Origin of the sequence: Rhodophyticola porphyridii, from assembly GCF_003688285.1 — a bacterium.
Classification (GTDB): Bacteria; Pseudomonadota; Alphaproteobacteria; order Rhodobacterales; family Rhodobacteraceae; genus Rhodophyticola; species Rhodophyticola porphyridii.
This window is the reverse complement of sequence record NZ_RCNT01000005.1, coordinates 205,124-228,181: the sequence shown is the minus strand read 5'-3', so window position 1 is coordinate 228,181 and position 23,058 is coordinate 205,124. Positions and strand designations below refer to the sequence as shown.

Genomic DNA, 23,058 nt, shown 5'->3' with positions numbered 1-23,058 from the left:
TTCGCGCTGTCAACTGAACTGCCGCCGCCAGATTGTGACGGCCGCAACCGCAAGAACCACCAGCAGCTTGACTGTTTCGAACCGCCAGTTGGCGTCCCGCATGTCGTTGAGCGACTGGTGCAAGCCGAAGGCCAATCCGGCGGGAAACAGCAGTGCGATGATCACCACGACCGAGGGCAGGCCGACCACGGCGCCTGCCATCACCACCACCACCAGCGCGATCATCACCGGCACGAGATTGGCCAGAAGCTCGGTGACCATCGGGATATGCTGCCGCCGCTCGGCGCGCGCGGCGCGCAGCAGCCATTCCAGCAGCCCGGCCCCCGCATAGACCCACAGGATCGTGGCAATCGCCTCGATGGCGGCGATAGGGGTCATCTGCTCGCCGCCTCCGGCAGTGCGGTGCCGAGGGGGGGCGGCGTATTGTCGGCGCGGCGTTCGGGCTCCATCAGCGCACGGCCTCGATCGGCCCGTCGGCCGATCCGGTGATGAACTGATGCAGATAGGGATCGGTCGCGTCATCCATCCGCGCCACCGGGCCTTCCCATTTCACCACCCCGTCATGCAGCATCGCCACCCTGTCGGCGATGGCGCGCACCGACGACATGTCATGGGTGATGGTCATCGCGGTCGCGCCCATCTCGACCACGATTTCCCGGATCAGCTCGTTGATGACGCCCGCCATGATCGGGTCGAGGCCTGTGGTCGGTTCGTCGAAGAAGATCACATCCGGTTCCGCGGCGATGGCGCGGGCCAGCCCCACGCGTTTCTGCATGCCCCCCGATAATTCGGAGGGGAAGAGATCCGCCACATCCGGGGTCAGACCTACGCGGCGCAGTTTCTCAATGGCGATCTCGCGCGCCTCGGCCATCGGCCGTTTGAGAGAGCCGCGCAGAAGCCGGAAGGCGACATTCTGCCAGACGGCGAGCGAATCGAACAGCGCACCACCCTGGAACAGCATCCCGAAGCGCGCAAGGAACGCATCGCGCTCGGCGGTCAGCACGTCCTCGCCCTCCAGCGTGATGGTGCCGCTGTCATGCCGGATCAGACCAAGGATGCATTTCAGCAACACGGATTTGCCCGTGCCCGAGCCGCCGATGATCACCATGCTCTGGCCGCGTTCGATGTTCAGATCGACGCCGCGCAGCACCCGTTTGGGCCCGAAGGATTTATGAACGCCCTCAAGTGTGATCATGCGGTGAAAAACAGCTCCGTCAGCAGATAGTTCGAGGCCAGGATCAGGATCGAGGCCGAGACGACGGCATTGGTGGTGGCGCGCCCCACACCGCGGGCGCCGCGGCCCGAATTCATCCCGTGATAGCAGCCCATCAGCGCCACGATGAAGCCGAAGACGGCCCCCTTCACAAGGCCCGAAAGCACATCCCAAAGCTCCAGGAAATCGACCGTGTTGTCGAGATAGGTGGCCGGGTTGAACCCCAGCCGTGAGGTCCCCACCAGATAGCCGCCGAAGATGCCGATCACGTCGCCCACGGCCACCAGAACCGGCAGGCTGAGCGTGGCGGCCAGCACCCGCGGCGCGGTCAGGTACTTCATCGGATGCGTCGAGAGCGTGACAAGCGCGTCGATCTGCTCGGTCACCTTCATCGTTCCGATTTCGGCGGCGATGGCCGAGGCGACGCGACCGGCGACCATCAGGCCGCCCAGAACCGGCCCCAGTTCGCGGACCATGCCGATGGCCACGATGGAGGGCACCACGGCCTCGGCGTTGAACCGCGCGCCGCCGGCATAGATCTGCAAGGCGAGCGCGCCGCCGGTGAACAGCGCCGTCAGCCCCACCACCGGCAGACTGAGCCAGCCGATCTGCAGCAGGGCCTGGGCGAATTCGCGCGGGTAGAAGGGGGGCCGGACCAGATGGCTGATCGCCTGCGCGGCATAGATCGCGACGCGCCCGATCAGGCCCAGCATCGACAGGGTCGAACGGCCGATGGCCCCGAGCGGAGAAAGCAGGATCATGCCGTGATGCACCCGGAATACAGGCGGTCATAGCGCGCGCCCAGAGAGGTGAGGATTTCATAGCCGATGGTGCCCGCGGCCTCGGCCAAGTCATCGACCGTCTGCGCGGGGCAGAGGATATCGAGGTGATCGGGCATGTCACGGAGGCCGGTCACGTCCACGGTGATCAGGTCCATCGACACGCGGCCCGCGACCGGGCAGGGTGTGTCCCCCGCGTAGAGCGTGGCCCGGCCGCTCAGCGCGCGGATCAGCCCGTCTGCATAGCCGCCGGACACGGTGGCTATCTTTCGCGGCGCCGGGGCGGTGTAGGTCGCAGAATAGCCGACCGTTTCGCCGGGCGCGAGATCGCGCACCTGCACCACCGGCAGGGACAAGCGGATCGCGGGGCGGGCAGAGGCATAGGGCAGCCCGCCATAAAGTCCGACCCCCGGGCGCGTCAGGTCGAAATGATACGCGGGCCCAAGCAGGATGCCGCCCGTCGCAGCAAGGGAGCGGGGCACGGTGACGCCCTCGGTCATGGTGGTGAAGGCGGCCAGTTGCGCGGCATTCTGCGCATGGGCGGGCTCGTCGGCACAGGCCAGATGGCTCATCACAAGCCGCATCGGGCCGGTTTCCAGCCCATCGCGCAGCCCGGCCCAGTCGGCGGCTTCCAGCCCCAGCCGGTTCATGCCGGTATCAAGCTGTACGCCATAGGGCGCATCGGGCAACGCCACGCGGTGGCGCGCGGCCTGTTCGGCACTGTTGAGCAGCGGTATCAGCGCGGCGTCGCGGATCGGATCTGTATCGCCCGCCATATGGCCGGAAAAGACGTATATCTCCGCCGGCGGGCCAAGAACGTCGCGCAGATCGGCGCCTTCCCGTGCGGTTGCCACGAAAAAGCTGCGGGCGCCCGCACCGGCCAGCGCGCGGGCCACATGCGCCGCGCCCAGCCCATAGCCATCGGCCTTGACCACCGCACCGGTTTCGCCTGCCGACAGAGCATCCAGAGCCCGCCAGTTGGCGATCACCGCATCCAAATCGATATGAAGCTGCCCGCATGCCATGGGTTCTTCTGTCCGCGTTCCGGGCAGAGGCGTCAAGGCCCATGCGCTGGCGCGGGCCTTTTCCGGTGCAGGACGCCGCCGCAGGAGGCCTCCCGCCACCAAGGGGTCTGCCCAGAACGCCTTCCGCCATCGGGCGTTCAGCGGAACCCGTCGCCTTCGACAGCCGCCTGCCACGGTTTGACCAGATTGCCGAACCGCGTGAAGCGGCCCTCGAAGCTGAGATCGACCGAACCCACGGGGCCGTGACGCTGCTTGCCGATGATCACTTCGGCCTTGCCGTGCAGTTGCTCCATCTCCTGCTGCCATTTGGCCATGGCCTCAAGATTGTCCTCGCCGGGCTTCTCGCGCTCTTTGTAGTATTCGCCGCGATAGACGAACATCACCACATCGGCATCCTGTTCGATCGAACCGGATTCGCGCAGGTCACTCAGTTGCGGGCGCTTGTCTTCGCGCTGCTCCACCTGCCGGGAAAGCTGCGACAGGGCGATCACGGGGATGTTCAACTCCTTGGCAACCGCCTTCAGCCCTTGGGTGATCTCCGAGACCTCGTTGACCCGGTTTTCCGATTTTCCGCCGCCGCGGAGAAGCTGGAGATAATCGACGATCAGAAGATCCAGACCCTGCGGGGAGCGTTTCAGGCGCCGGGCTCGGGCGGCCAGCTGGCTGATCGGCAGGGCGGGCGTGTCGTCGATGTAAAGCGGGCAGCTTTCCAGGTCCTGCGCCGCACGCAGGTAGCGCTGAAACTCCTGCTCGTTCAGGTCGCCCTTGCGGATCAGTTCGGAAGGCACCTCGGCGGCCTCGGACAGGACCCGCTGCGCAAGCTGCGCGGCCGACATCTCCAGCGAGAAGAACCCCACCACGCCCCCGTCCACCGTGCCGTCGGAGCCATCGGGCTTCTGCCCGCGCTTCCACGATTTGGCCACGTTGAAGGCGATGTTGGTGGCCAGCGATGTCTTGCCCATCGACGGTCGCCCGGCCAGGATCAACAGGTCGGAATTGTGCAGCCCGCCCAACATCTTATCCATATCGACAAGGCCGGTGGAAATGCCGGCAAGCCCGCCGCCCCGGTTATAGGCGGCATTGGCGATATCGACCGCATCGGTCAGCGCGCGCAGGAAGCTCTGAAAGCCGCGCGAGGTGGTGCCGGAGGAGGCGAGTTTGAACAGATCGGCCTCTGCCTCGACGATCTGCTCGTCGGGGGTGGCGTCGTCGCGCACGGTCTGCGCCCGGTCGGCTATGGTGCGCCCCAGATCGATCAGTTCGCGCCGGAGCGCCAGATCGTGAATCAGTTGCGCGTAATCGCGCGCGGCGGAGGTGGCGATGGCGGAAAGCTGCAGGCGCAGCAGATACTCCGCGCCGCCCAGATCTTTCAGCCCCGGGTGATCGGCAAGGAAGTTCTTGAGCGTGGTGGCGTCGGTCTGCAGGCCCTTGGTGATCCGGCTGGCGGCGGTGGCGAAGATCTCGCCATGCACCGGATCGTAGAAATGATCGGGTTTGACCAGATCGTCGACCCGGTCCAGCACGTCGTTGGAGGACAGTATCGCGCCCAGAAGCTGCTGTTCGGCCTCGATATTATGTGGCAGCTCGGGCGCGGCTTCCAGTGCGGCACCGGTCGGGTTTATGGCCTTCACCTCGTTCATGACGCTGCCCTTTTTTGATTTGGATCGCTGCCCCCCGACAGTGGTCACGGGCCTACAGGAGTCGCTGCGCGGGGGTCAATCGGGATATCCCTGTGGATAGCCTGTGGGCTGAATTTAGGGGCGAATATTGCCTTACTTCCCCCGCCAGCGTCAACATCTGGTGTCTGCCAGCCGGCGGCGTGGCGCAAAGACCACGCCCGCGATTTATTCCCGCATTCTGGGATCAGGCGCCGCCACCTGCGGCTTGCCAGCCCTCCGGCGCGGCAAGGAATCGCTCCACCTCGGTCAGGGTATGCTCGTCGAAATCACCGGCGCGGCGCGCCTCGGCAACCACATCTGCCCAGGTGCAGAGGTAATGGAGCGCCACACCTTCCGCGGCCAGCGTCGGCACCGTGTCGGGAAAGATGTCGTAGAAGAAAACCACTGCCGTGTGGTTGCAGCTTGCGCCGGTCTTGCGGATCGCCTCGACGAATTTCAGCTTCGATCCGCCATCGGTCGTCAGATCCTCCACCAAGAGGACCCGCTCGCCTTCGTTCATCTGGCCTTCGATCTGGGCGTCGCGGCCATAGCCTTTGGGCTTCTTGCGCACATAGGTCATCGGCAGCGCCATGCGTTCGGCGACAAGCGCGGCGAAGGGTATGCCCGCGGTTTCGCCGCCCGCGATATTGTCGAAGGCTTCGAGCCCGGCATTGCGCAGGATCGTGCAGGTCAGGAAATCCATCAGCGTGGAGCGGATGCGCGGGTAGGAGATCAGCTTGCGGCAGTCGATATAGGTCGGAGCCTGCTTGCCCGAGGCATGGGTGAAGGGCTCGGTCGCGTTGAAGTGGACGGCCCGTATGTCCAGCAGCATGCGGGCGGTCATCTGCGCCATGTCAGCGGGGGAAAGATAGGTGGCGGGGATCATCGGCGCGGGTCTCCTTGGCTGACCGCGGGATGCCTCCGGCGGCCATGTGTCGAAAGCGAAGGTGCGATCAGGTCACGGCCCAGTACAGCGGGTGGCCGGGATCGAACAGGGTGACCGGCCCGTCGCCGGTTTCGAGCTTGGCGGGGTAGGTGACGGGCGTGGCCTGTTTGGTGAGTGTGATCATGTCCGTGTTCGGGGGCAGCCCGTAATGGGCGGGGCCGTGCAGCGACGCAAAGCCTTCTAGCTGGTCGAGCGCGTTCTCCTCCTCGAACACATGGGCGAGGCAGGAGAGCGTGTTCGTGGCGGTGAAGCAACCGGCGCAGCCGCATGCGCTTTCCTTGTTCGGATCCGTGTGAGGGGCGGAATCGGTGCCCAGAAAGAAGCGTGGATTGCCCGAGGTCGCGGCGCGGCGAAGTGCCTGCTGATGGGTGTTCCGCTTGGCGACCGGCAGGCAGTAGTAATGCGGCCGGATCCCGCCTGCGAGAATATGATTGCGGTTGATCATCAGGTGATGTGTGGTGATGGTGCCGGCGATTTTCCCATCCGCATCAGCAACATAGTCAATTCCATGGCTGGTGGTGACATGTTCCAGCGTAACCGTCAGGCCGGGGGTGGCGCGGCGGAGCGGGTCCAGCACCGTGTCCAGAAACACCTGTTCGCGGTCGAAGATATCGACCTGCGGATCGGTCACTTCGCCGTGGATGCACAGTGGCAGGCCGATTTCGGCCATCGTCTCCAGAACGCCGCGCACCCGGTCGAAATCGGTCACGCCGGAGGCCGAGTTGGTGGTGGCCCCCGCGGGGTAGAGCTTGACCGCCGTGATCAATCCGCTGGCATGGGCCGCGGCCACGTCGCGGGCATCGGTCTCCTCGGTCAGATAGAGCGTCATCAGCGGGGTGAAATCGGCGCCTTCGGGCAGGGCCGCGAGAATCCGGTCGCGATAGGCGGCGGCATCGCTCCCGCGGACCACGGGCGGCACCAGATTGGGCATGATGATCGCGCGGGCGAAATGGCGGGCGGTTTCGGGCAGAACGGCCTCCAGCATGGCGCCATCGCGCAGGTGCAGGTGCCAGTCGTCGGGGCGGCGGAGACGAAGTGAGGTCATGGACTCTCCGCTACACCGGGGCGGCGGCGCTGCCAAGGGGGAAGTCCGCCGCAGCGTGATGCGCGGCCTGCCGATTTTCGCGGCGCTTTGCCTGAATTTTGGGCGAACCTGCAAGGCGCGGGCGGGTCCGGTCGGGGACCGCTTGTCACCATCCGAAAGCGTGCCAAAGCTTGGCCGATGTTCGACGCAACCAGCACCGCCACCGGTTTGCAACGCACCCGCGGGCGGGCCCGGGTGGCGATGGCCGATGGCCGGCTGACTCATCTGCATCAGGAAGGCGCGGCCAAGGCGATGCTGCCCCGGATGCACGGCCGCCGGCCCGAGGTGGTGTTTCTGAACACAAGCGGCGGGATCACCGGCGGCGACAGGCTGGACTACGCGCTGGATCTGGCCCCGGGAAGCCGGGCCGTGGGCACCACACAGACCGCCGAACGCGCCTATCGCGCCGCGGGCGGTGTGGGGCGGGTACGTACCCGTCTGACACTGGGCGCGCGTGCAGAGCTGCATTGGCTGCCGCAGGAACTGATCCTCTTCGACGGCGCCGCGCTGGAGCGGGATCTGCAGGTGGAGATGGCGGCGGATGCGACGCTGGTGATGCTGGAAACGCTGGTTCTGGGCCGGATGGCCATGGGCGAGACGCTGGCCGATCTGCACCTGCGCGACCGGCGCGCGGTGCGTCGGGACGGACGGCTGGTTCTGCTTGAATCCGTCCGGATGGACGCCGCCGACCTGATGCGCCCGGGCGCGGCCGGGCTGAACGGGGCGCGGGCGCTGGCCAGCCTCAGCGTGATCGCGCCCGATGCCGTGGATCGGCTGGCCGGGCTTCGCCGGATCCTGCCTGTCGATGGTGTGCGGGCCGCGGCGTCGGCCTGGGGCGGGCGGCTGACCGCGCGGCTTGTCTCGGCGGATGCCTTCGCCCTGCGCCGCTGCGTGGCCCGCGCCGTGACTTTTCTGACCCGCCAGCCGCTGCCGCGGGTCTGGCAGATTTGAGCTTCGAGGAGACCGGATGAACCTGACCCCCCGCGAAAAAGACAAGTTGCTGATCAGCCTTGCCGCGATGGTGGCGCGCAACCGCCTGCTGCGCGGTGTCCGGCTGAACCATCCCGAGGCCATCGCGTTGATTACGGACTTCGTGATCGAGGGCGCGCGGGATGGGCGGAGCGTGGCCGATCTGATGGCGGCGGGCGCCGGTGTGATCCGCGCCGATCAATGCATGGAAGGAGTGCCCGAGATGATCCATGACGTCCAGGTCGAGGCGACATTTCCCGACGGCACCAAGCTGGTGACCGTGCATCACCCGATCCGATGAGCGGAGCGGCCGGCATGCCTGCGACATCCCAATCGCCCGCACGCTCCGCCGGTCTGTGGTATCGTCGGGGGCGGGTCCTCTTCGGGGCCCCTGGCAAAGCTGCTGTGGCAAAGGAGTAGAGACGGATGTTGTGGAACCTGATCCTGGGGGCGGTCGCGGGCTATCTGACACCGATGGCCGAACCGCATGTCAAACGGGTGCTCAAAGAGCTGGTGCAGGCCGAAATCCCCGTCGGCAAGACCGAATACGACATGCTGACGCTGGTGTTGCTGCTGATGGCGGCGGCGATCCTGGTCTGGCTTTTCGGGGGGGACAGTTCGGCGTTCCTGCTGTTGCTGGGGGCGCTTGGCGGGCTTTTCGGCAAGCATATCTACAAGGCGATCGTGAATCCGGGCGTTGCGGAAAACCCGGGCACGGGCGCGCGCTATGCGGCGGCGGCCTCCCCCGCTGCGCCTGCGGATGCAGGGGTTGTGGCGGCCGAACCGGTGAGCGTGGCCGAGGCCCCTCAGACAGAGCCCGCGGCGGAGACGTCCGCCGAAGACGCGGTGCCCGCCGAGGATACCATACCGGCCGAGGATACCGCGCCCGCCGAGGATACCGCGCCCGTCGAGGATACCTCGCCTGCGGAAGAGACCGCACCCGCGACGGCCAGCCCGCCCAAGGGCAAGACGCGATCCCGGACGCCGAAATCATGATCCCCGGAGAGATCATCACCGCGCCGGGCGACATCACGCTCAATGCGGAGCGCGCGGCGGTCACGCTGCGCGTGGCGAATACGGGCGACCGGCCGGTGCAGGTCGGCAGCCACTACCATTTCGCCGAGGCCAACGAGGCGCTGACCTTCGATCGCGACGCGGCCCGGGGTCATCGGCTGGACATCCCCGCCGGCACCGCAGTCCGCTTCGAACCGGGCCAGACCCGCGATGTGCAACTGGTGCCCTATGGTGGGAACCGGATCGTCTGGGGCTTCAACCAGAAAGTTATGGGGGCTTTATGAAATCCTCTCCGTTTGATTACTGGCGCACCGGGTTCGAGCTTGCGCAACTGGGCGTGGAGGCCAGTTCGGTCGTCTGGATGCGGATGATGGGGCTGGCGGGGGTGTGGAATACGCCGTTTGACGAAAGCTGGCGGATGATGCGGGAAAAACCGGGCGCATTCGTGGAGGCGACCGGCCGCGGGGTGGAGGCGATGTTGCGGGGCCAGCCCCCGGCCAGTGTGGTGTCCGCCACCGTCGCACCGCTCAACCGGCATGCGGCGACGAACCGGCGGCGGCTGGCGCGGCGCGGCCCGCAGAGGAGACGTTGAGATGCCATGGGGCGATTCAGCGGCGACGGTCCGGACCGGGAGGGGGTAGGGGATGGGTACAGTCCGGCTTTTGAGCGATGACGCGCTGTCGCCTGAGGCGCAGGCCGTCTTCGACGATATCCGGGCGGTGCGCGGCTCGGATTTCGTGAACGATTTCTGGCGCGCCCTGGCCCATGATCCAGTCACGCTGAAGGCGACCTGGGAGCGGATCAAGGTGGTGATGGCGCCCGGCGCTCTCGATCCGCTGGTCAAGGAGATGATCTATGTGGCGGTCTCCACGGCCAATGGATGTTCCTACTGCATCCACAGCCACACCGCCGCGGCCAAGGCCAAGGGCATGACGCCTGAGATGCATGGTGAGTTGCTGGCCGTGATCGGAATGGCCATGCAGACCAATGGCCTGGTGACCGCTCTGCAGGTCGAGGTGGACGAGGTGTTCAAGGCGTGATCGGTTTGTGGAAAGCCCGCTGGCGCGGAGCAAAGGCGCAGCCGCCGCGCCATCCGCTGCCCGGCAGGCGATCTTGCATTGCAAGATCTGCCGAGAGGGGACGGGCCGCCCGTCGCACCATAGGTGCGCTGAGATTCCCTGGCGCGCCTTTGGCGCGACGGCACGTCGATTGGGCTGGTCTTGGCGCACCGCTCTTCGGTCGTTCGGATAGGGCTGCCATAAAGCACGCGAGCTCAAAGGCCGGCTCGACGCACCGCGGCCCGTCGATGGCGCTTTCGTGTCTACCACCAATTTCGTTTGGCCCCGATGCTCACGATTATCGGTATAGCAATGATGGCGCTGATCTCGGCGATTCTCAGCCAGAGCTCGATGGGTTCCATGCCGGGTGCCTTTCCATTTCGGGCGTAAACGAATCACCCGCTATGCGGGCACTCCCTTCACTAAAGACGCTTTCCTCCGTTGTGCGGCATGATTGATCGCGGAAACAAATAAGGAACAGATTACCCATGCCCACCCAAATCCCCCGCAGCACCTATGCCGACATGTATGGCCCCACCACCGGCGACCGGGTGCGGCTGGCCGATACCGATCTGATCATCGAGGTGGAGCGCGACCTCACCACCTATGGCGAGGAGGTGAAATTCGGCGGCGGCAAGGTGATCCGCGACGGCATGGGCCAGAGCCAGGTCACGCGGGCGAACGGCGCGGTGGACACCGTCATCACCAACGCGCTGATCGTGGATCATTCGGGTATCTACAAGGCGGATGTGGGCCTGAAGGACGGGAGGATCCACGCCATCGGCAAGGCTGGCAACCCCGACACGCAGCCGGGCGTCGACATCATCATCGGACCGGGAACCGAGGCGATCGCGGGCGAGGGGCGGATCCTCACGGCGGGCGGGTTCGATGCGCATATCCATTTCATCTGTCCGCAGCAGATCGAGGATGCGCTGCATTCCGGCATCACCACGATGCTCGGCGGCGGCACCGGCCCGGCCCATGGCACGCTGGCGACCACCTGTACGCCGGGGTCGTGGCATATCGGGCGGATGCTGCAGGCGCTCGACGCTTTCCCGATGAATTTCGGGCTGTCGGCCAAGGGCAATGCCAGCCAGCCTGCCGCCTTGGTGGAGATGATTGAGGCAGGCGCCTGCGCGATGAAGCTGCATGAGGATTGGGGCACCACGCCCGGCGCCATCGATTGCTGCCTGTCGGTCGCCGAGGATATGGACGTGCAGGTGATGATCCACACCGATACGCTGAACGAAAGCGGGTTCGTGGAAAATACGCTCAAGGCCATCGGGGACCGCTGCATCCACGCCTTCCACACCGAAGGGGCGGGCGGCGGGCACGCGCCCGACATCATGAAGGTGGTGGGCTACCAGAACATTCTGCCGTCCTCGACGAATCCGACGATGCCCTACACCGTCAACACGCTGGAAGAGCATCTGGACATGCTGATGGTCTGCCATCACCTCGACAAGTCGATCCCCGAGGACGTCGCCTTTGCCGAAAGCCGCATCCGCAAGGAGACCATCGCCGCCGAGGATATCCTGCACGACATGGGCGCGTTTTCCGTCATGGCCTCCGACAGTCAGGCCATGGGCCGGGTGGGGGAGGTCATCATCCGCACATGGCAGACGGCCGACAAGATGCGCAAGCAACGCGGCCGTCTGGCCGAGGAGACAGGCGACAACGACAATGCCCGCGTCAAACGCTATATCGCGAAGTATACGATCAACCCCGCCATCGTGCATGGGATGAGCCGGCATATCGGCTCCGTCGAGCCGGGCAAGCGCGCCGATCTGGTGTTGTGGTCGCCCGCCTTCTTTGGCGTGAAGCCAGAGATGTCTCTGATCGGCGGCAGCATCGCGATGGCGCAGATGGGGGACCCGAATGCCTCCATCCCGACGCCGCAGCCGGTCTACAGCCGGCCGATGTTCGGGGCCTTCGGCGGCGCGGTCGGGCAATCGTCGGTCAGCTTCGTCAGCCAGGCGGCGCAGGCGGCGGGCATCGGCGCGGCGCTGGGGCTCGCCAAGGACACGGTCGCTGTCGAGGGCATCCGCGCGATCCGCAAGGCCGACATGATCCATAACTCGGCGACGCCTGAGGTGAATGTGCATCCCGAAACCTACGAGGTGCGCGCCGACGGGGAGTTGCTGAGCTGTGCGCCCGCGACCGAGTTGCCCATGGCGCAGCGCTATTTCCTGTACTGAGGCCGCCCTTCCGGCGGCAGTCGTCGGGGCGGTTCGGGCCGGGCAAGCCTTGACAAAAAAGGCCAAGCTCCGCCCCCATGGGATGTGGGCGACGCGGAAGAGCCGTCCGGTGACCGGCACGGCCCGCTTGGTCCGCCCGGATGAAGGAAGGGGTTTATCCATGCGCGATTATCTGATGGCGGCTTGTCTGGCCCTGATCGCGGCGAGCCCCGCCATCGCCAGTTGTCCCGCCAGCCGGGAGGACGTGACCGATGGCATCTATGTCGGGTTCGACGGGTATGCGATGCGGTATCAGCTGCGCCGCGACGGCAGCATGGAGGAGGTTGAAACCCATTTCGACGGCAGTTCCACCTTTCGGTTCCTGACCCGTGGCGGCGTCTTCGTGACCGACAGCTGGAAGATGGAGCACGGCCGGCTGCTGGCCGGATCGCATCACCGGACATCCTTTGCGGTCCCGTCCGCGGATCTGCCGCAGCTTAGCGCCGGTCTGCGCTGGAGCGCTGCGACACAGACCCGTTTCTCCGACGGGAGCGTGTCGGCCGATACGATGACGGTCGATGTGGCGCAGCCGACGCAGCTCCGCCTTGGCGCCTGCAGCTACGAGACGCTCCCGGTGCAGGTGACCCGGACCGACGGCACCGCAGGCGAGCCTTATGTGGAACGGATGCTGTACCTGCCGCAACTGGGCATCGGGATCTATCTGGCCGGCGGCGGCGCGTCGGAGACGGTTCGCCCGGCGATCCCCTTGACGATTGGCTTCGAGCCGCCGGAGACGGAGCCGGAAGATGACGGCGGACAGGGCGGTGGCGCGGCACTGCTCCCGCCGGCGGGCGACGCGACCCCGGCCAAGTAGTCGTCAACTCCGCCCGGCCCGATCCATGCGTTGCGGCTGCCCGTCCAGCGCAGACCGGGGTTGCAGGAATGGCAATTGCCCGGGCTGAGCGCCACGCCTAGCTATGAGTCAAGGGAGGAAACACCTGACACGACCTTGAAGGAGTTTCCACATGGCATCGAGTGCAGCCAGTATCAGAACGGCCCCCATCAGACCTCTCGCGGGACTTGCCGCGCTGATCGCGAAACCTTTCGCGGCAATCGGCGGTTTCCTTGTGCGGATGATGGATGGCAACGACCGGGTTCGCGAGGTCGAAAAGCTCAACGCCCTGAGCGATGCGCAGCTTGCGCGCCGGGGGCTGAAGCGCGAGAACATCGTGCGCCACGTCTTTCGCGACATGGTTGGCTGAACCGCCAGCGCGCTGGCACTGCAGGAAGGCGGTCCGTCAAGGGGCGCCTTTTTTTTGTGCAATGCGATGAATTGGCGGGCAGGTCGTTGCTGCCGGCCCGACCTTGGCCCGGTACGGGGATTGCACCCGCCGGCACGCCCTTTATCGTCTCTCGCGACCCGCCCCTGCACCAGCCGAAATCAAGGACACCGCCGCCCATGACCGCCGCCCAGATCGTTCATAAAGCCGGGCATTGGTCCGGCCCCGCCGCCGACCGGCTTGTGCTGGATTACGAGGCGCGTTTTCTGCGCCGCAAGCGGCTGGTGACCGAGGCGGGGGCCGAGCTGATGGTGGATCTGGCCGAGACCGTATCGCTTGACGACGGCGACGCGCTGGAAACCGGCCTGGGGGAGATGATCGAGATCCGTGCGGCGGCGGAGCCGGTGCTGAAAGTGACTGGCGATCTGCCTCGGCTGGCCTGGCATATCGGCAACCGGCACACGCCCTGCCAGATCATGGGCGACCACCTGCTGATCCGCGCCGACCACGTGCTGGCCGGGATGCTTGCGGGCCTCGGCGCTGAGACGGTGGCCCTCACCGCGCCCTTCACGCCGGAAGGCGGCGCCTACGGACATGGCCGCACTCATTCCCATGCCCATTGAGGCCGCATCGCCCGGCGATGGGCTCTTGCGCCTGACCCAATGGCTGTCGCCGGGTTTTCCGGTCAGCGCCTATGCCTATTCCCATGGGCTGGAGGCGGCGATGGACGCGGGCGAGGTGACCGACGCGGCAAGCCTGTCGCTCTGGATCGAGGGAGTGTTGCGCGCGGGCGCGGGGCGCAATGACGCAATCCTGCTGGGCCGCGCCATGGCCGGGGAGGACCCCGCCGGCCTTGCCGAACATGCCGAAGCGCTTGCGGGCTCCGCCGAACGTTGGGAAGAAACCCGTGATCAGGGCGCGGCGCTGGCGCGGACCCTGACGGCAATGGGCCATCCGGTGCCGCCCTTGCCCTATCCGGTGGCTCTGGGCGTGGCGGCGGCGGAGCTGGCGGTGCCGGCGGAAACGGTCGCGCGGCTGATGCTGCATGCCTTCGCCGCCAATCTCGTCTCGGCGGGGGTGCGGTTCATCCCGTTGGGGCAGTCGCAGGGGCAGGCGGTGCTGGCCGGGTTGCACGATGTCGTGACGGAGGTGGCGGCAGACGCGGTTGGGGCCACGCTTGACGATCTCGGCGGCGCGGCCTTCGGGTCCGATCTGGCGGCGATGATCCATGAGCGGCTGGAGGTGCGGCTGTTTCGCAGCTGAATCGCCCGGGCGCGCGTGGCGCACACGGAATACCGAAGCAAACGCCGCCCGCTCCGATCGCATCGGGCCGGGCGGCAGATCGGAAGGGAGATCGGATTATTGGCACATGCGAACGGGCCCCTCAGGGTCGGGATCGGCGGGCCGGTGGGCGTGGGCAAGACCACGCTGACGGCGGAGCTTTGCCGGGCGATGGCGGCGGAGTTTTCCGTGGCTGTCATCACCAACGATATCTACACCGCCGAGGATGCGGAGTTCCTGCTGCGCGCGCAGGTCTTGCCCGCCGACCGGATCAAGGGCGTGGAAACCGGGGGCTGCCCGCATACGGCGATCCGCGAAGACGCCTCGATCAATCTTGCGGCGGTGGCGGAGTTCCGCGAACGGCTGCCCGATCTGGATGTGATTTTCATCGAATCCGGCGGCGACAATCTGGCCGCGACCTTCAGCCCGGAACTGGCCGATCTGACGCTCTATGTGATCGACACGGCGGCCGGGCAGGACATTCCGCGAAAGAAGGGGCCGGGTCTGACCCGTTCCGATCTGCTGATCATCAACAAGACCGATCTGGCGCCCTATGTGGGCGTCGATCTGGACATGCTGCGGCGCGATGCGGAGACGGCGCGGGGCGCGCGGCCCTTCGTGATGGCGACCCTGCGCGAGGGCCGGGGCGTGGCCGAGGTGGTGGCGTTCCTACGCCGGGAGGGTGGGCTGTGACCCGGGCGCCGCACCGAGCGTCTGCAGCGCGGCGGCGAAGTCCGGGTGGCCGGTTACCTCGGCACCATGGGCAGCGACCTTGCGGGCCAGGGCGCGGCGCCCCTTGTCGAGCGCGCGGGCCATCAGCCGTTTCAGATAGGCCGGGTCGTTGCGCCGGGCGTTGCGGGTGATCTTCGCAAAACCGTGGACTGTCATTCTACCCCGTGCGGCGTCCTGCAGCAGGCGGGCGAGCGCGCCGTCGCGTGCCAGAAGCGGGAACAGGTTGGCCCCGCACCAGCGCATGGGAAGGCGCATGGTGTTGGGCGCGCGGAACAGTGCCGCATGCGCCGCCGAGGGCGGATCGTAGGGGTCATAGACGATGGTCGTCTGGGTCGTACCGTCTACCATATAGGGTGCATAGCCGTAGCGATCGGTGAAGTTCAGCCGCCGGGCGCCGCGGAACCTCATGTCGAAGGGTGCGTCTTCGCGATCCTGCGTAGCCGCCGGCCCAAGCGCCAGCACCCGCGCCCCCGGCGAAGTCACCGCATAGGCGCAGGCCGCATAGCCGCACATCGGCCCCGCCCCCAGAAACACCACCCGGTCGAAGCTGTCGAAGAAGCCCTCGTCCACCAGCTTGTCGAAAAACGCATAGAGATCTGCGTCGCGGAACCAGCTTTGCCCCGAGGCCATGATGTTCAGAAGCGACCATTCATGGCGTTGCACGGCATCGAAACCGATGGGCAGGCCGTCTTCCGTCTGGCCGTAGACGCGGGCGGCCTCGTCGAACGTGACCAGAAGGGTGGGGCCCTCTTCGACGAACAGCGCCGAATGCCGCTTCCCGATCCGTTCGAAAAAACCATGCGCACGACCGATCTCGGTCAGGTGGGCCAGCCAGGACTGGCGCGAGTCGTGGCTCGGCGGGGTCGGGTTACTCATGACACTCTCTCAAAACTAATCAACTCGTACCGCTGCCGTCATGGGAGACAACTGTGGCAGCGCCGCGCATCGGATGTGGTTTTTCTTGGGGGAATAGTTACCAAAACCTTAACGGTGTCAGAAGGGGTAATCGGGTCAACGAAAGGGCGCGATTGTTTCGTGGCGGCCCAAGGCGGGGCTTGACGGTGATGATCTGCGCCGCCTTGATGGGCGCTCAAGGAGGAGAGGCCATGCAAAGCATCGATGCGGTCACCCAAGCCCTCGCTGCGCAGAATTACGTGTGTGGCCGACCGTTGGCGACGGTGGTGTTCCTGTCCCTGAAACTGGGCCGTCCCCTGTTTCTCGAAGGCGAGGCCGGCACCGGCAAGACCGAGATCGCTAAGGCGATTGCGGCAAGCCTCGGACGCCGCCTGATCCGCCTGCAATGTTACGAGGGGCTGGATGCGGCCAGCGCCGTCTATGAATGGAATTTCGCGGCGCAGATGGTCGCGATCCGCGCCGCCGAGGCCGAGGGCGGGGCGGACAAGGAGGTGCTGACCAAGGCGCTGTTTTCCGCCGATTACCTGATCGAACGGCCCTTGTTGCAAGCGATGCGACCGGATGCGGCGGGCGCGCCGGTGCTTCTGATCGACGAGTTGGACCGGACCGACGAGCCGTTCGAGGCGTTCCTTTTGGAGGCGCTGTCGGACTTTCAGGTGACGATCCCCGAACTGGGCACGATCCGGGCGCCCGAGCCGCCCATCGTGATCCTGACCTCGAACCGCACGCGCGAGGTGCATGACGCACTGAAACGCCGCTGCCTCTATCACTGGGTCGACTACCCCGATTTCGACCGCGAGATGCGGATCATCCGGGCCCGCGTTCCCGACGCGTCCGAGGCCTTGAGCCGCGAAGTCGTGGCTTTCGTCCAGCGGCTCAGAACCGAGGATCTGTTCAAGAAACCGGGCGTGGCGGAAACGATCGATTGGGCGAAATGCCTGCTGGCGCTGGATGTGGTCGAACTGAGCCCCGATGTGATCGCCGACACACTGGGCGCGATCCTGAAGTATCAGGACGATATCCAGCGTCTCGAAGGCTCCGAAGCGAAACGGATTCTGGACGAGGCGCGCGCCGCGGTCGCAGTGACCTGAGCTGGCTCAGGTCACCGTGTATGCTGTCAGTCTGGAACGGTACAGACAAACCCACCATCAGGCCCTGTGCTGCTGCCGCCTCCGCGCCCGTTGCACACAGCGTCTTTGGCCAGAAGCGGCAATCCGCAGACACCGGTTGCATCCGGGTCGCTGGTTGGCGGACAGCTAAAGCTGCCGCCGGACCCGTTTCTTTCATGGTCGTTGTCACCACCCGATGGGGAAAATCCATCGCCGCCACGATCCGGGCGCGATCCGCCGTCGTTCGGTGTTTCTGCGAAACCACCGCCGACGTCCCGCGACTATGCCTCGGCCATGGGCGCGAACGGGATGCCGATGGCGGTGATCAAAAGGGCTGAAACCACCGCAACTGCAGTCTTTGTCATTGCTTGAGGTCCATGATGTGTTGATGTTGTGCCCGTGGGTCGCGTGCTTGACATGCCGGGTTCAAAAACAGACCGTTGCGCGGCCAAGGTGGCGGCCCCGCGATTTTCGGATTTGGCTTTCGCAGAAGGACAAACCATGGAGCATACGCCGCTGGAGCTTCCTGAAACTCCGCGCCTTGCGGGCAACATCACCCATTTCGCGCGGGCCTTGCGCAAGGCGGGCTTGCCCATCGGTCCGGGGCGGGTGGTCGAGGCGATCCGTGCGGTGGAGGCCGCGGGCTTCTCTGACCGGACCGATTTCTACTGGACGCTTCACGCCTGTTTCGTTTCGCGCCCCGAACAGCGCATTGTTTTCGCGCAGGTGTTCCGGCTGTTCTGGCGCGATCCGCGTTATCTGGAACACATGATGGCGATGATGCTGCCGGCGATCCGCGGCGTCGCCGAGGACCGTCTTGCCAAACCGGCGGAGAAACGGGCCGCCGAGGCGCTGCTCGACGGGGCGGCGCGGGATCTGCCCGAGGGCATGGGCGAGGAGGAGGGCACCGAGATCGAGGTCGATGCCTCCTTCACCATGTCCGGGGAGGAAAGGTTGCGCAGCCTCGATTTCGAACAGATGAGTACGGCCGAGATCGCGGCGGCGAAACGGATGCTGGCGGCTCTGAGCCTGCCGGTCCGGCCCCTGCAAAGCCGCCGGACCATGGCCGCGCGCGGCGGTGCCCTGCCGGATTGGCGGCGCACCATGCGGGCGGCGATGCGGCAGGGCGGGGAGATCACCGGGTTCGAGATGCGCCGACGCCGCCTGCGCTGGCCCAATCTGGTGTGCCTTTGCGATATCTCGGGCTCGATGTCCGCCTATTCCCGGGCGGTTCTGCATTTCCTGCATGCGGTTGCGAACCGCAAGGGCGCGGGTTGGGCGCGGGTGCATGCCTTCACCTTCGGCACCCGGCTGACCAATATCACCCGGCATCTGGGTCAGCGGGATGTGGACGCGGCGCTGGCCGCGGCCGGGGCCGAGGCGCAGGACTGGGAGGGGGGCACGCGGATCGGGGCCTGCCTGCATGCGTTCAACCGCGACTGGTCCCGCCGGGTGCTGGGGCAGGGCGCGGTGGTCTTGCTGATCACCGACGGGCTCGACCGGGACGACCCGGAGGCCCTGGCCCGCGAGATGGAGCGGCTGCACCTGTCGGCGCGGCGCGTGATCTGGCTGAACCCGCTGCTGCGGTGGGAGGGGTTCGCGCCGAAAGCGGCGGGCATCCGCGCGATCCTGCCCCATGTGGATACGTTCCGCGCGGGCCATAACATCGCCGCTCTGGAAGGGCTGGCCGCGGCGCTGTCGGATGGGGCCGATCCGGGAGAGGCCGCGCGTCTGCGCGAGTGGCTGGCGCGCGAGGCGCCCGGGCCGGAGCGGGAACTTTTGGCTGACGGGGCCGTTAACCTCTCGCACTGAAACATTTCGGGAATAAGACCATGCGACTTTCGCTGAAAACGTCCACCGCCCTGATTGCCAGCCTCGCCCTCGCCATGCCGGGAACGTTGCCGGCGCAGGGATTGGGAGAGGCCGTACCGGAATTCGAATGCCCCGAGGGCACGTCAGAGGCGGATTGCCTTCTGCTTGGCGAACAGGCCGCGGCAGACGCAGCCGCCGAAGCCGAGGCCGAGGCCGCAGCCGCCGAGGCTGCCGTGGAGGCAGAGGCCGCCACCGAAGCGGAGGCTCAGGCCGCCGCGGACGCCGAAGCCGCCGCCGCAGAGGCCGAAGCCGCCGCACAGGCTGAGCTGGAGGCCGCAGTGGAAGAAGCAGAAGCCGCCGCTGCCGAAGCGGAGGCGCAGACCGAAACACAGACCGAGACCGAGGCCGGGGCAGAGACAGACGCCACCGCCGAGGCGCCCGCCGCGGACGCCGAAACCGCTGTCGAAGCGGAAGCCGCTGCCGAGGGGGACGCCACATCCGAGACGGAGACGCCGGCCCCCGAAAGCACGGCGGAGACTGAAACCGACGCGACGGTCGAGACCGAAGCCGAGGCTGCCGTCACTGGCGAGGCCGGGACACCCCCGGCGGAGATATCGGACACCGCCGAGACACAGGACACCGAGGTCACGGAAACCGAAACGACGGACGCGGGATCGACAGAGACCGCGACATCCGAAACCGCGACCGCTGAGGCCGACGCCGCCGCCACCGAGGAGGAGACGCAAGCCCCCCTCGCGGCCTTGGGCGCCGAGGGCGAGTCTGAGGCCGAGGTCACGACCGAAACCGTGACCGAGGAGAACTCCCGCTCCAGTTCCGAGGATTTCGAGCAATCCGCCTCGGGCGAGGCCACGGCGGAGGCCGGTGCCGAAACGACCGCCGCCCCCGCGGCCGGCAATGACGATGACGGGCTCTCGAACCTCGAACGCGCCTTGCTGATCGGGGCGGGTGCAGTCGTCGTCGGCTCGATCCTCAACGGCAACCGCGAAGTCGTAAGCCAGACCGATGACCGCGTCGTGGTGCAGCGAAGCGACGGCAGCTACGAGATTCTGAAGGACGACAACGCGCTGCTGCGCCAGCCGGGCTCCGAAGTCCAGACGCAGACCTTCTCCGACGGCTCGACGCTGACCACGGTCACCCGGCCCGACGGCTTTCAGGTGATCACCGTGCGCGATGCCGAATTGCGGGTGGTCCGTCGCGTCTCGATCGCGCCGGACGGCACCGAAACCGTGCTTATCGACGATACGAACCGGGCCGAGCCGGTGGATGTGGCCACCTTGCCGACCCCGATCGAGACCACGAATGACGGAGATCTGCGGGCGGCGCTGGAACGTCAGGCGCTGATCGACCGTCGCTTCTCGCTGGCGCAGGTGCGCGACATCCGCGAGGTCCGCCTGCTGGCGCCCGCCATCGATCTGGACAACATCACCTTCGAAACCGGCTCCGCCGCTATCTCGCCCTCCCAGGCGGAGGAGCTGACGATGATCGGCCGGCTGCTCAGCGACATGATCGACGAGAACCCGGGCGAGATCTTCCTGATCGAAGGCCACACCGATGCCGTGGGCGGGGCCGCGATGAACCTGACCCTGTCCGACCGGCGGGCGGAATCCGTCGCTCTGGCCCTTTCGGAATACTTCGACGTGCCGCCGGAAAATCTGGTGGTGCAGGGCTACGGCGAATCCAATCTGCGGGTGCAGACAGACGGCCCGGAGCGCGCCAACCGCCGGGCGGTCGTGCGCCGGATCACGCCGCTCCTGCAGGTTGCCGCCGCGCAGTAACGCACGCCCGCGGAGACCGGAAGACGACACCCGGACATCCTCGCGCGCGCCCCGATCCGGGGCGCGCGTTTTTCCTTGCCCGCTCCCGCGCCAGTCCCCATGCGCCCCGGTGCGCGGGGTCGATTTTCCTTGCAGAGCTACCGCACTTCCGGCCTGATTGGTGCGGGAAAGGCGGACGCGCGCGGCAAGACGCGCGGGTTCACCGGGAGGGCCAGGATGGACGATCTGGAAAAGCTGCCCGAACGGGCGCTGGAATGGCATCGCCAGGGCAAGGGCGCGGTGCTGGCGACCGTGGTCGAAACCTGGGGCAGCGCGCCGCGCCGGGTGGGCAGCCAGTTGTTGGTGTCCTCGGAAGGGGAGATGGAGGGCTCGGTCTCCGGCGGCTGTGTCGAGGGCGCGGTCGTGGTCGAGGCGATGGAGGCGCTTGAGGCGGGTGACGCACAGCTTCTGGAATTCGGCGTGAGCGATGACGAGGCCTTTGCCGTGGGGCTGGCCTGCGGCGGCACGATCAAGGTGCTGGTCGAACCCGTGGGCCGGGTCCTGCCGGTGGAAATGCTGGAGGCGCTGGTCGATGCGCGCGCCGCGCGCCAGCCCGTCGCCTATGTGGTCGAGATCAAGAAGGGGCAGCGCTGGCTGGCGGGACCGGGCGATGACGGGCTTGCCGCGCGGTTCCGGGAGGATCGCTCGGGCATGGATGCCAACCGCTACATCGGCATCCACAACCCGCCGCTTCGGATGATCGTCGTGGGCGCCGTCCATATCGCGCAGGCCCTGGTGCCGATGGCGCGGATGGCGGGGTATGATCCGGTGCTGGTCGACCCGCGCCCGGCCTTCGGCGCGCAGGCCCGGTTCCCCGGCGAGCGGATCGTGGAGGACTGGCCCGATGCGGCGCTGGCCGGGATCGGCCTCGATGCGCGCACCGCGGTGGTGACGCTGACCCATGACCCGAAACTGGACGACCCCGCGATCACGGCCGCCCTGCGCTCGGAGGTGTTCTATCTTGGCTGTCTTGGGTCCAGCCGGACCCATGCGAAACGGGTCGGCCGGCTGAGCGAGGCGGGGTTCACGCTGGAGGAGATCGGGCGCATCCACGCCCCCGTGGGTCTGAATATCGGCGCGCAGGGCCCCGCGGAGATCGCCGTGGCGATCATGGCGGAGATCACCCAGGGGTTGCGATTGGGATGAAATTCGGTCCGGTTCCAGTGACAGAGGCGCAGGGCGCGGTTCTGGCCCATTCGCTGGCGCTGCCCGGCGGGCGGCTGCGCAAGGGCCGGGTGCTGGGCGCGGAGGATATCGCGGCGCTCCGCGAGGCCGGCCAGACGGAGGTGATCGTCGCGCGGTTGGACCCGGGCGACGTGGATGAGAATGCCGCCGCCGCCGCGCTGGCCGATGCGCTGGTGCCAGATCCCGACGCCGCCGGGCTGTCCGTCGAGGCGCCCTTCACGGGCCGGGTGAACATCCGCGCCACCGGGCCGGGCATCGTGGGGCTGGATGCCGCCGCGATTGTCGCGCTGAACGCGGTGGATCCGATGATCACGCTGGCCAGCCTGCCCGAGCATCAGCGCGTCAGCGAGGGGATGATGGTGGGCACCGTCAAGATCATCTCCTACGCGGTGCCGCGGGCGGCGCTGGACCGGGCGCTGGCGGCGGCGCGCGGCGCGCTGTGGCGGGTGCCGGTCCGGCGGCGCAGCGCCGATCTGATCGTGACGGAGGTGCCCGGCGCCCCGGCCGGCCCCGAGGACAAGGGCGTGCGCGCCGTGGCCGGCCGGCTGGACGCCCTCGGGATCGTGCTGGCGCGAATCCGGATCGTGGCGCATGACACCGCCGCAATCGCCGAGGCGCTTGCCGGCTCGGAGGCGGAGATGGCCCTGATCCTGACCGCCTCGGCCACGTCGGATGCCCATGATGTGGCCCCGGCGGGCCTGGGCCGGGCCGGGGGCGCGCTGACCCGGTTCGGGATGCCGGTGGATCCGGGCAACCTGCTGTTTCTGGGCGATCTTGCGGGCAAACCTGTGGTGGGGCTGCCGGGCTGCGCCCGGTCGCCAGCGCTGAATGGGGCCGATTGGGTGCTGGAACGCGTGGCCTGCGGGCTCGAGGTGACCGGCGCGGATATCGCGGCGATGGGCGTGGGCGGGCTCCTGAAGGAAATCCCGACCCGCCCGCAGCCGCGCGACCGGCCGAAACGCCGCTGACGGCGCCGCGCCGGCAGG

General features: G+C 67.1%; 25 protein-coding genes. 17 read left to right on the top strand and 8 right to left on the bottom strand.

Features of this window, described 5'->3' with window-relative positions; genetic code table 11:
• Positions 1-9 precede the first annotated feature (9 nt).
• The 7 genes from D9R08_RS11545 to pyrC form a co-directional block, all read right to left on the bottom strand.
• The gene (locus D9R08_RS11545) at positions 10-378 is read right to left on the bottom strand and encodes a hypothetical protein (RefSeq protein WP_121898192.1); all 369 of its coding nucleotides are present in this window, start codon (positions 376-378) and stop codon (positions 10-12) included.
• Positions 379-448: 70 nt separating this feature from the next.
• Positions 449-1,195: an ABC transporter ATP-binding protein gene (locus D9R08_RS11540; RefSeq protein WP_121898191.1), complete on the bottom strand. Its 747-nt coding sequence runs from the start codon at positions 1,193-1,195 to the stop codon at positions 449-451.
• Positions 1,192-1,974 carry an MlaE family ABC transporter permease gene (locus D9R08_RS11535; protein WP_121898190.1) on the bottom strand — a complete coding sequence of 261 codons (783 nt, stop codon included), beginning with the start codon at positions 1,972-1,974 and terminating at the stop codon, positions 1,192-1,194. Before D9R08_RS11535 ends, D9R08_RS11540 begins: the two co-directional genes overlap by 4 nt.
• Positions 1,971-3,017, bottom strand: a complete 1,047-nt coding sequence (gene alr / locus D9R08_RS11530) for an alanine racemase (protein WP_121898189.1) — start codon at positions 3,015-3,017, stop codon at positions 1,971-1,973. The genes D9R08_RS11535 and alr overlap by 4 nt, the downstream gene beginning before the upstream one ends.
• Before the next feature lie 137 nt (positions 3,018-3,154).
• The gene (locus D9R08_RS11525) at positions 3,155-4,657 is read right to left on the bottom strand and encodes a replicative DNA helicase (protein ID WP_121898188.1); all 1,503 of its coding nucleotides are present in this window, start codon (positions 4,655-4,657) and stop codon (positions 3,155-3,157) included.
• A 223-nt stretch (positions 4,658-4,880) separates the two neighbouring features.
• Positions 4,881-5,561: an orotate phosphoribosyltransferase gene (locus tag D9R08_RS11520; protein WP_121898187.1), complete on the bottom strand. Its 681-nt coding sequence runs from the start codon at positions 5,559-5,561 to the stop codon at positions 4,881-4,883.
• Positions 5,562-5,628: 67 nt separating this feature from the next.
• Positions 5,629-6,666, bottom strand: a complete 1,038-nt coding sequence (gene pyrC / locus D9R08_RS11515; RefSeq protein ID WP_121898186.1) for a dihydroorotase — start codon at positions 6,664-6,666, stop codon at positions 5,629-5,631.
• Between the two features lie 177 nt (positions 6,667-6,843).
• On the opposite strand from pyrC, the gene D9R08_RS11510 reads away from it, so the two are divergent.
• The 12 genes from D9R08_RS11510 (at position 6,844) to ureG (ending at position 15,177) form a co-directional block, all read left to right on the top strand.
• Complete coding sequence (locus D9R08_RS11510) at positions 6,844-7,656, top strand: urease accessory protein UreD (protein WP_121898185.1); 813 nt, start codon at positions 6,844-6,846, stop codon at positions 7,654-7,656.
• 16 nt (positions 7,657-7,672) lie between these two features.
• On the top strand, positions 7,673-7,975 hold the full coding sequence (locus tag D9R08_RS11505) for an urease subunit gamma (protein ID WP_121898184.1): 303 nt from the start codon (positions 7,673-7,675) through the stop codon (positions 7,973-7,975).
• Positions 7,976-8,100: 125 nt separating this feature from the next.
• A complete protein-coding gene (locus D9R08_RS11500) occupies positions 8,101-8,670 on the top strand; it encodes a hypothetical protein (protein ID WP_121898183.1) in 570 nt (189 codons plus the stop codon).
• Positions 8,667-8,972, top strand: coding sequence for an urease subunit beta (locus tag D9R08_RS11495; RefSeq protein WP_121898182.1), 306 nt, complete (start codon positions 8,667-8,669; stop codon positions 8,970-8,972). Before D9R08_RS11500 ends, D9R08_RS11495 begins: the two co-directional genes overlap by 4 nt.
• Positions 8,969-9,280, top strand: coding sequence for an antifreeze protein (locus tag D9R08_RS11490; RefSeq protein WP_121898181.1), 312 nt, complete (start codon positions 8,969-8,971; stop codon positions 9,278-9,280). Before D9R08_RS11495 ends, D9R08_RS11490 begins: the two co-directional genes overlap by 4 nt.
• Before the next feature lie 52 nt (positions 9,281-9,332).
• On the top strand, positions 9,333-9,728 hold the full coding sequence (locus D9R08_RS11485) for a carboxymuconolactone decarboxylase family protein (RefSeq protein WP_121898180.1): 396 nt from the start codon (positions 9,333-9,335) through the stop codon (positions 9,726-9,728).
• A 506-nt stretch (positions 9,729-10,234) separates the two neighbouring features.
• Positions 10,235-11,944: an urease subunit alpha gene (ureC, locus tag D9R08_RS11480; protein WP_121898179.1), complete on the top strand. Its 1,710-nt coding sequence runs from the start codon at positions 10,235-10,237 to the stop codon at positions 11,942-11,944.
• A gap of 160 nt (positions 11,945-12,104) precedes the next feature.
• A complete protein-coding gene (locus D9R08_RS11475) occupies positions 12,105-12,797 on the top strand; it encodes a hypothetical protein (RefSeq protein WP_121898178.1) in 693 nt (230 codons plus the stop codon).
• Between the two features lie 151 nt (positions 12,798-12,948).
• A complete protein-coding gene (locus D9R08_RS11470; RefSeq protein ID WP_233557426.1) occupies positions 12,949-13,185 on the top strand; it encodes a DUF1127 domain-containing protein in 237 nt (78 codons plus the stop codon).
• Between the two features lie 197 nt (positions 13,186-13,382).
• Positions 13,383-13,826, top strand: coding sequence for an urease accessory protein UreE (locus D9R08_RS11465; RefSeq protein ID WP_121898177.1), 444 nt, complete (start codon positions 13,383-13,385; stop codon positions 13,824-13,826).
• Positions 13,798-14,466: an urease accessory protein UreF gene (locus tag D9R08_RS11460; RefSeq protein WP_233557425.1), complete on the top strand. Its 669-nt coding sequence runs from the start codon at positions 13,798-13,800 to the stop codon at positions 14,464-14,466. The genes D9R08_RS11465 and D9R08_RS11460 overlap by 29 nt, the downstream gene beginning before the upstream one ends.
• 99 nt (positions 14,467-14,565) lie before the next feature.
• Positions 14,566-15,177 (top strand): urease accessory protein UreG, encoded by a 612-nt coding sequence (gene ureG, locus D9R08_RS11455; RefSeq protein ID WP_121898175.1) that lies wholly within the window; start codon positions 14,566-14,568, stop codon positions 15,175-15,177.
• Here the strand turns inward: ureG and D9R08_RS11450 are convergent.
• A complete protein-coding gene (locus D9R08_RS11450; RefSeq protein ID WP_121898174.1) occupies positions 15,154-16,092 on the bottom strand; it encodes a phosphoadenosine phosphosulfate reductase in 939 nt (312 codons plus the stop codon). The genes ureG and D9R08_RS11450 overlap by 24 nt on opposite strands.
• Positions 16,093-16,322: 230 nt before the next feature.
• On the opposite strand from D9R08_RS11450, the gene D9R08_RS11445 reads away from it, so the two are divergent.
• From D9R08_RS11445 to D9R08_RS11425, 5 genes are all read left to right on the top strand, one after another.
• The gene (locus tag D9R08_RS11445) at positions 16,323-17,222 is read left to right on the top strand and encodes an AAA family ATPase (RefSeq protein ID WP_121898316.1); all 900 of its coding nucleotides are present in this window, start codon (positions 16,323-16,325) and stop codon (positions 17,220-17,222) included.
• Positions 17,223-17,741: 519 nt separating this feature from the next.
• The gene (locus tag D9R08_RS11440; protein WP_121898173.1) at positions 17,742-19,052 is read left to right on the top strand and encodes a vWA domain-containing protein; all 1,311 of its coding nucleotides are present in this window, start codon (positions 17,742-17,744) and stop codon (positions 19,050-19,052) included.
• A gap of 20 nt (positions 19,053-19,072) precedes the next feature.
• The gene (locus D9R08_RS11435) at positions 19,073-20,848 is read left to right on the top strand and encodes an OmpA family protein (protein WP_121898172.1); all 1,776 of its coding nucleotides are present in this window, start codon (positions 19,073-19,075) and stop codon (positions 20,846-20,848) included.
• A gap of 216 nt (positions 20,849-21,064) precedes the next feature.
• Entirely contained in the window at positions 21,065-22,033 is a 969-nt protein-coding gene (locus tag D9R08_RS11430) for an XdhC family protein (RefSeq protein WP_121898315.1), read from the top strand.
• A complete protein-coding gene (locus D9R08_RS11425) occupies positions 22,030-23,040 on the top strand; it encodes a molybdopterin-binding protein (protein ID WP_121898171.1) in 1,011 nt (336 codons plus the stop codon). The genes D9R08_RS11430 and D9R08_RS11425 overlap by 4 nt, the downstream gene beginning before the upstream one ends.
• Positions 23,041-23,058 lie beyond the last annotated feature (18 nt).

Excerpts from the sequence above, each read along its gene's own strand:
- D9R08_RS11545 (WP_121898192.1), bottom strand. The coding sequence starts at position 378 with ATGACCCCTATCGCCGCCATCGAGGCGATTGCCACGATCCTGTGGGTC.
- D9R08_RS11540 (WP_121898191.1), bottom strand. The coding sequence starts at position 1,195 with ATGATCACACTTGAGGGCGTTCATAAATCCTTCGGGCCCAAACGGGTG.
- D9R08_RS11535 (WP_121898190.1), bottom strand. The coding sequence starts at position 1,974 with ATGATCCTGCTTTCTCCGCTCGGGGCCATCGGCCGTTCGACCCTGTCG.
- alr (WP_121898189.1), bottom strand. The coding sequence starts at position 3,017 with ATGGCATGCGGGCAGCTTCATATCGATTTGGATGCGGTGATCGCCAAC.
- D9R08_RS11525 (WP_121898188.1), bottom strand. The coding sequence starts at position 4,657 with ATGAACGAGGTGAAGGCCATAAACCCGACCGGTGCCGCACTGGAAGCC.
- D9R08_RS11520 (WP_121898187.1), bottom strand. The coding sequence starts at position 5,561 with ATGATCCCCGCCACCTATCTTTCCCCCGCTGACATGGCGCAGATGACC.
- pyrC (WP_121898186.1), bottom strand. The coding sequence starts at position 6,666 with ATGACCTCACTTCGTCTCCGCCGCCCCGACGACTGGCACCTGCACCTG.
- D9R08_RS11510 (WP_121898185.1), top strand. The coding sequence starts at position 6,844 with ATGTTCGACGCAACCAGCACCGCCACCGGTTTGCAACGCACCCGCGGG.
- D9R08_RS11505 (WP_121898184.1), top strand. The coding sequence starts at position 7,673 with ATGAACCTGACCCCCCGCGAAAAAGACAAGTTGCTGATCAGCCTTGCC.
- D9R08_RS11500 (WP_121898183.1), top strand. The coding sequence starts at position 8,101 with ATGTTGTGGAACCTGATCCTGGGGGCGGTCGCGGGCTATCTGACACCG.
- D9R08_RS11495 (WP_121898182.1), top strand. The coding sequence starts at position 8,667 with ATGATCCCCGGAGAGATCATCACCGCGCCGGGCGACATCACGCTCAAT.
- D9R08_RS11490 (WP_121898181.1), top strand. The coding sequence starts at position 8,969 with ATGAAATCCTCTCCGTTTGATTACTGGCGCACCGGGTTCGAGCTTGCG.
- D9R08_RS11485 (WP_121898180.1), top strand. The coding sequence starts at position 9,333 with ATGGGTACAGTCCGGCTTTTGAGCGATGACGCGCTGTCGCCTGAGGCG.
- ureC (WP_121898179.1), top strand. The coding sequence starts at position 10,235 with ATGCCCACCCAAATCCCCCGCAGCACCTATGCCGACATGTATGGCCCC.
- D9R08_RS11475 (WP_121898178.1), top strand. The coding sequence starts at position 12,105 with ATGCGCGATTATCTGATGGCGGCTTGTCTGGCCCTGATCGCGGCGAGC.
- D9R08_RS11470 (WP_233557426.1), top strand. The coding sequence starts at position 12,949 with ATGGCATCGAGTGCAGCCAGTATCAGAACGGCCCCCATCAGACCTCTC.
- D9R08_RS11465 (WP_121898177.1), top strand. The coding sequence starts at position 13,383 with ATGACCGCCGCCCAGATCGTTCATAAAGCCGGGCATTGGTCCGGCCCC.
- D9R08_RS11460 (WP_233557425.1), top strand. The coding sequence starts at position 13,798 with ATGGCCGCACTCATTCCCATGCCCATTGAGGCCGCATCGCCCGGCGAT.
- D9R08_RS11450 (WP_121898174.1), bottom strand. The coding sequence starts at position 16,092 with ATGAGTAACCCGACCCCGCCGAGCCACGACTCGCGCCAGTCCTGGCTG.
- D9R08_RS11445 (WP_121898316.1), top strand. The coding sequence starts at position 16,323 with ATGCAAAGCATCGATGCGGTCACCCAAGCCCTCGCTGCGCAGAATTAC.
- D9R08_RS11440 (WP_121898173.1), top strand. The coding sequence starts at position 17,742 with ATGGAGCATACGCCGCTGGAGCTTCCTGAAACTCCGCGCCTTGCGGGC.
- D9R08_RS11435 (WP_121898172.1), top strand. The coding sequence starts at position 19,073 with ATGCGACTTTCGCTGAAAACGTCCACCGCCCTGATTGCCAGCCTCGCC.
- D9R08_RS11430 (WP_121898315.1), top strand. The coding sequence starts at position 21,065 with ATGGACGATCTGGAAAAGCTGCCCGAACGGGCGCTGGAATGGCATCGC.
- D9R08_RS11425 (WP_121898171.1), top strand. The coding sequence starts at position 22,030 with ATGAAATTCGGTCCGGTTCCAGTGACAGAGGCGCAGGGCGCGGTTCTG.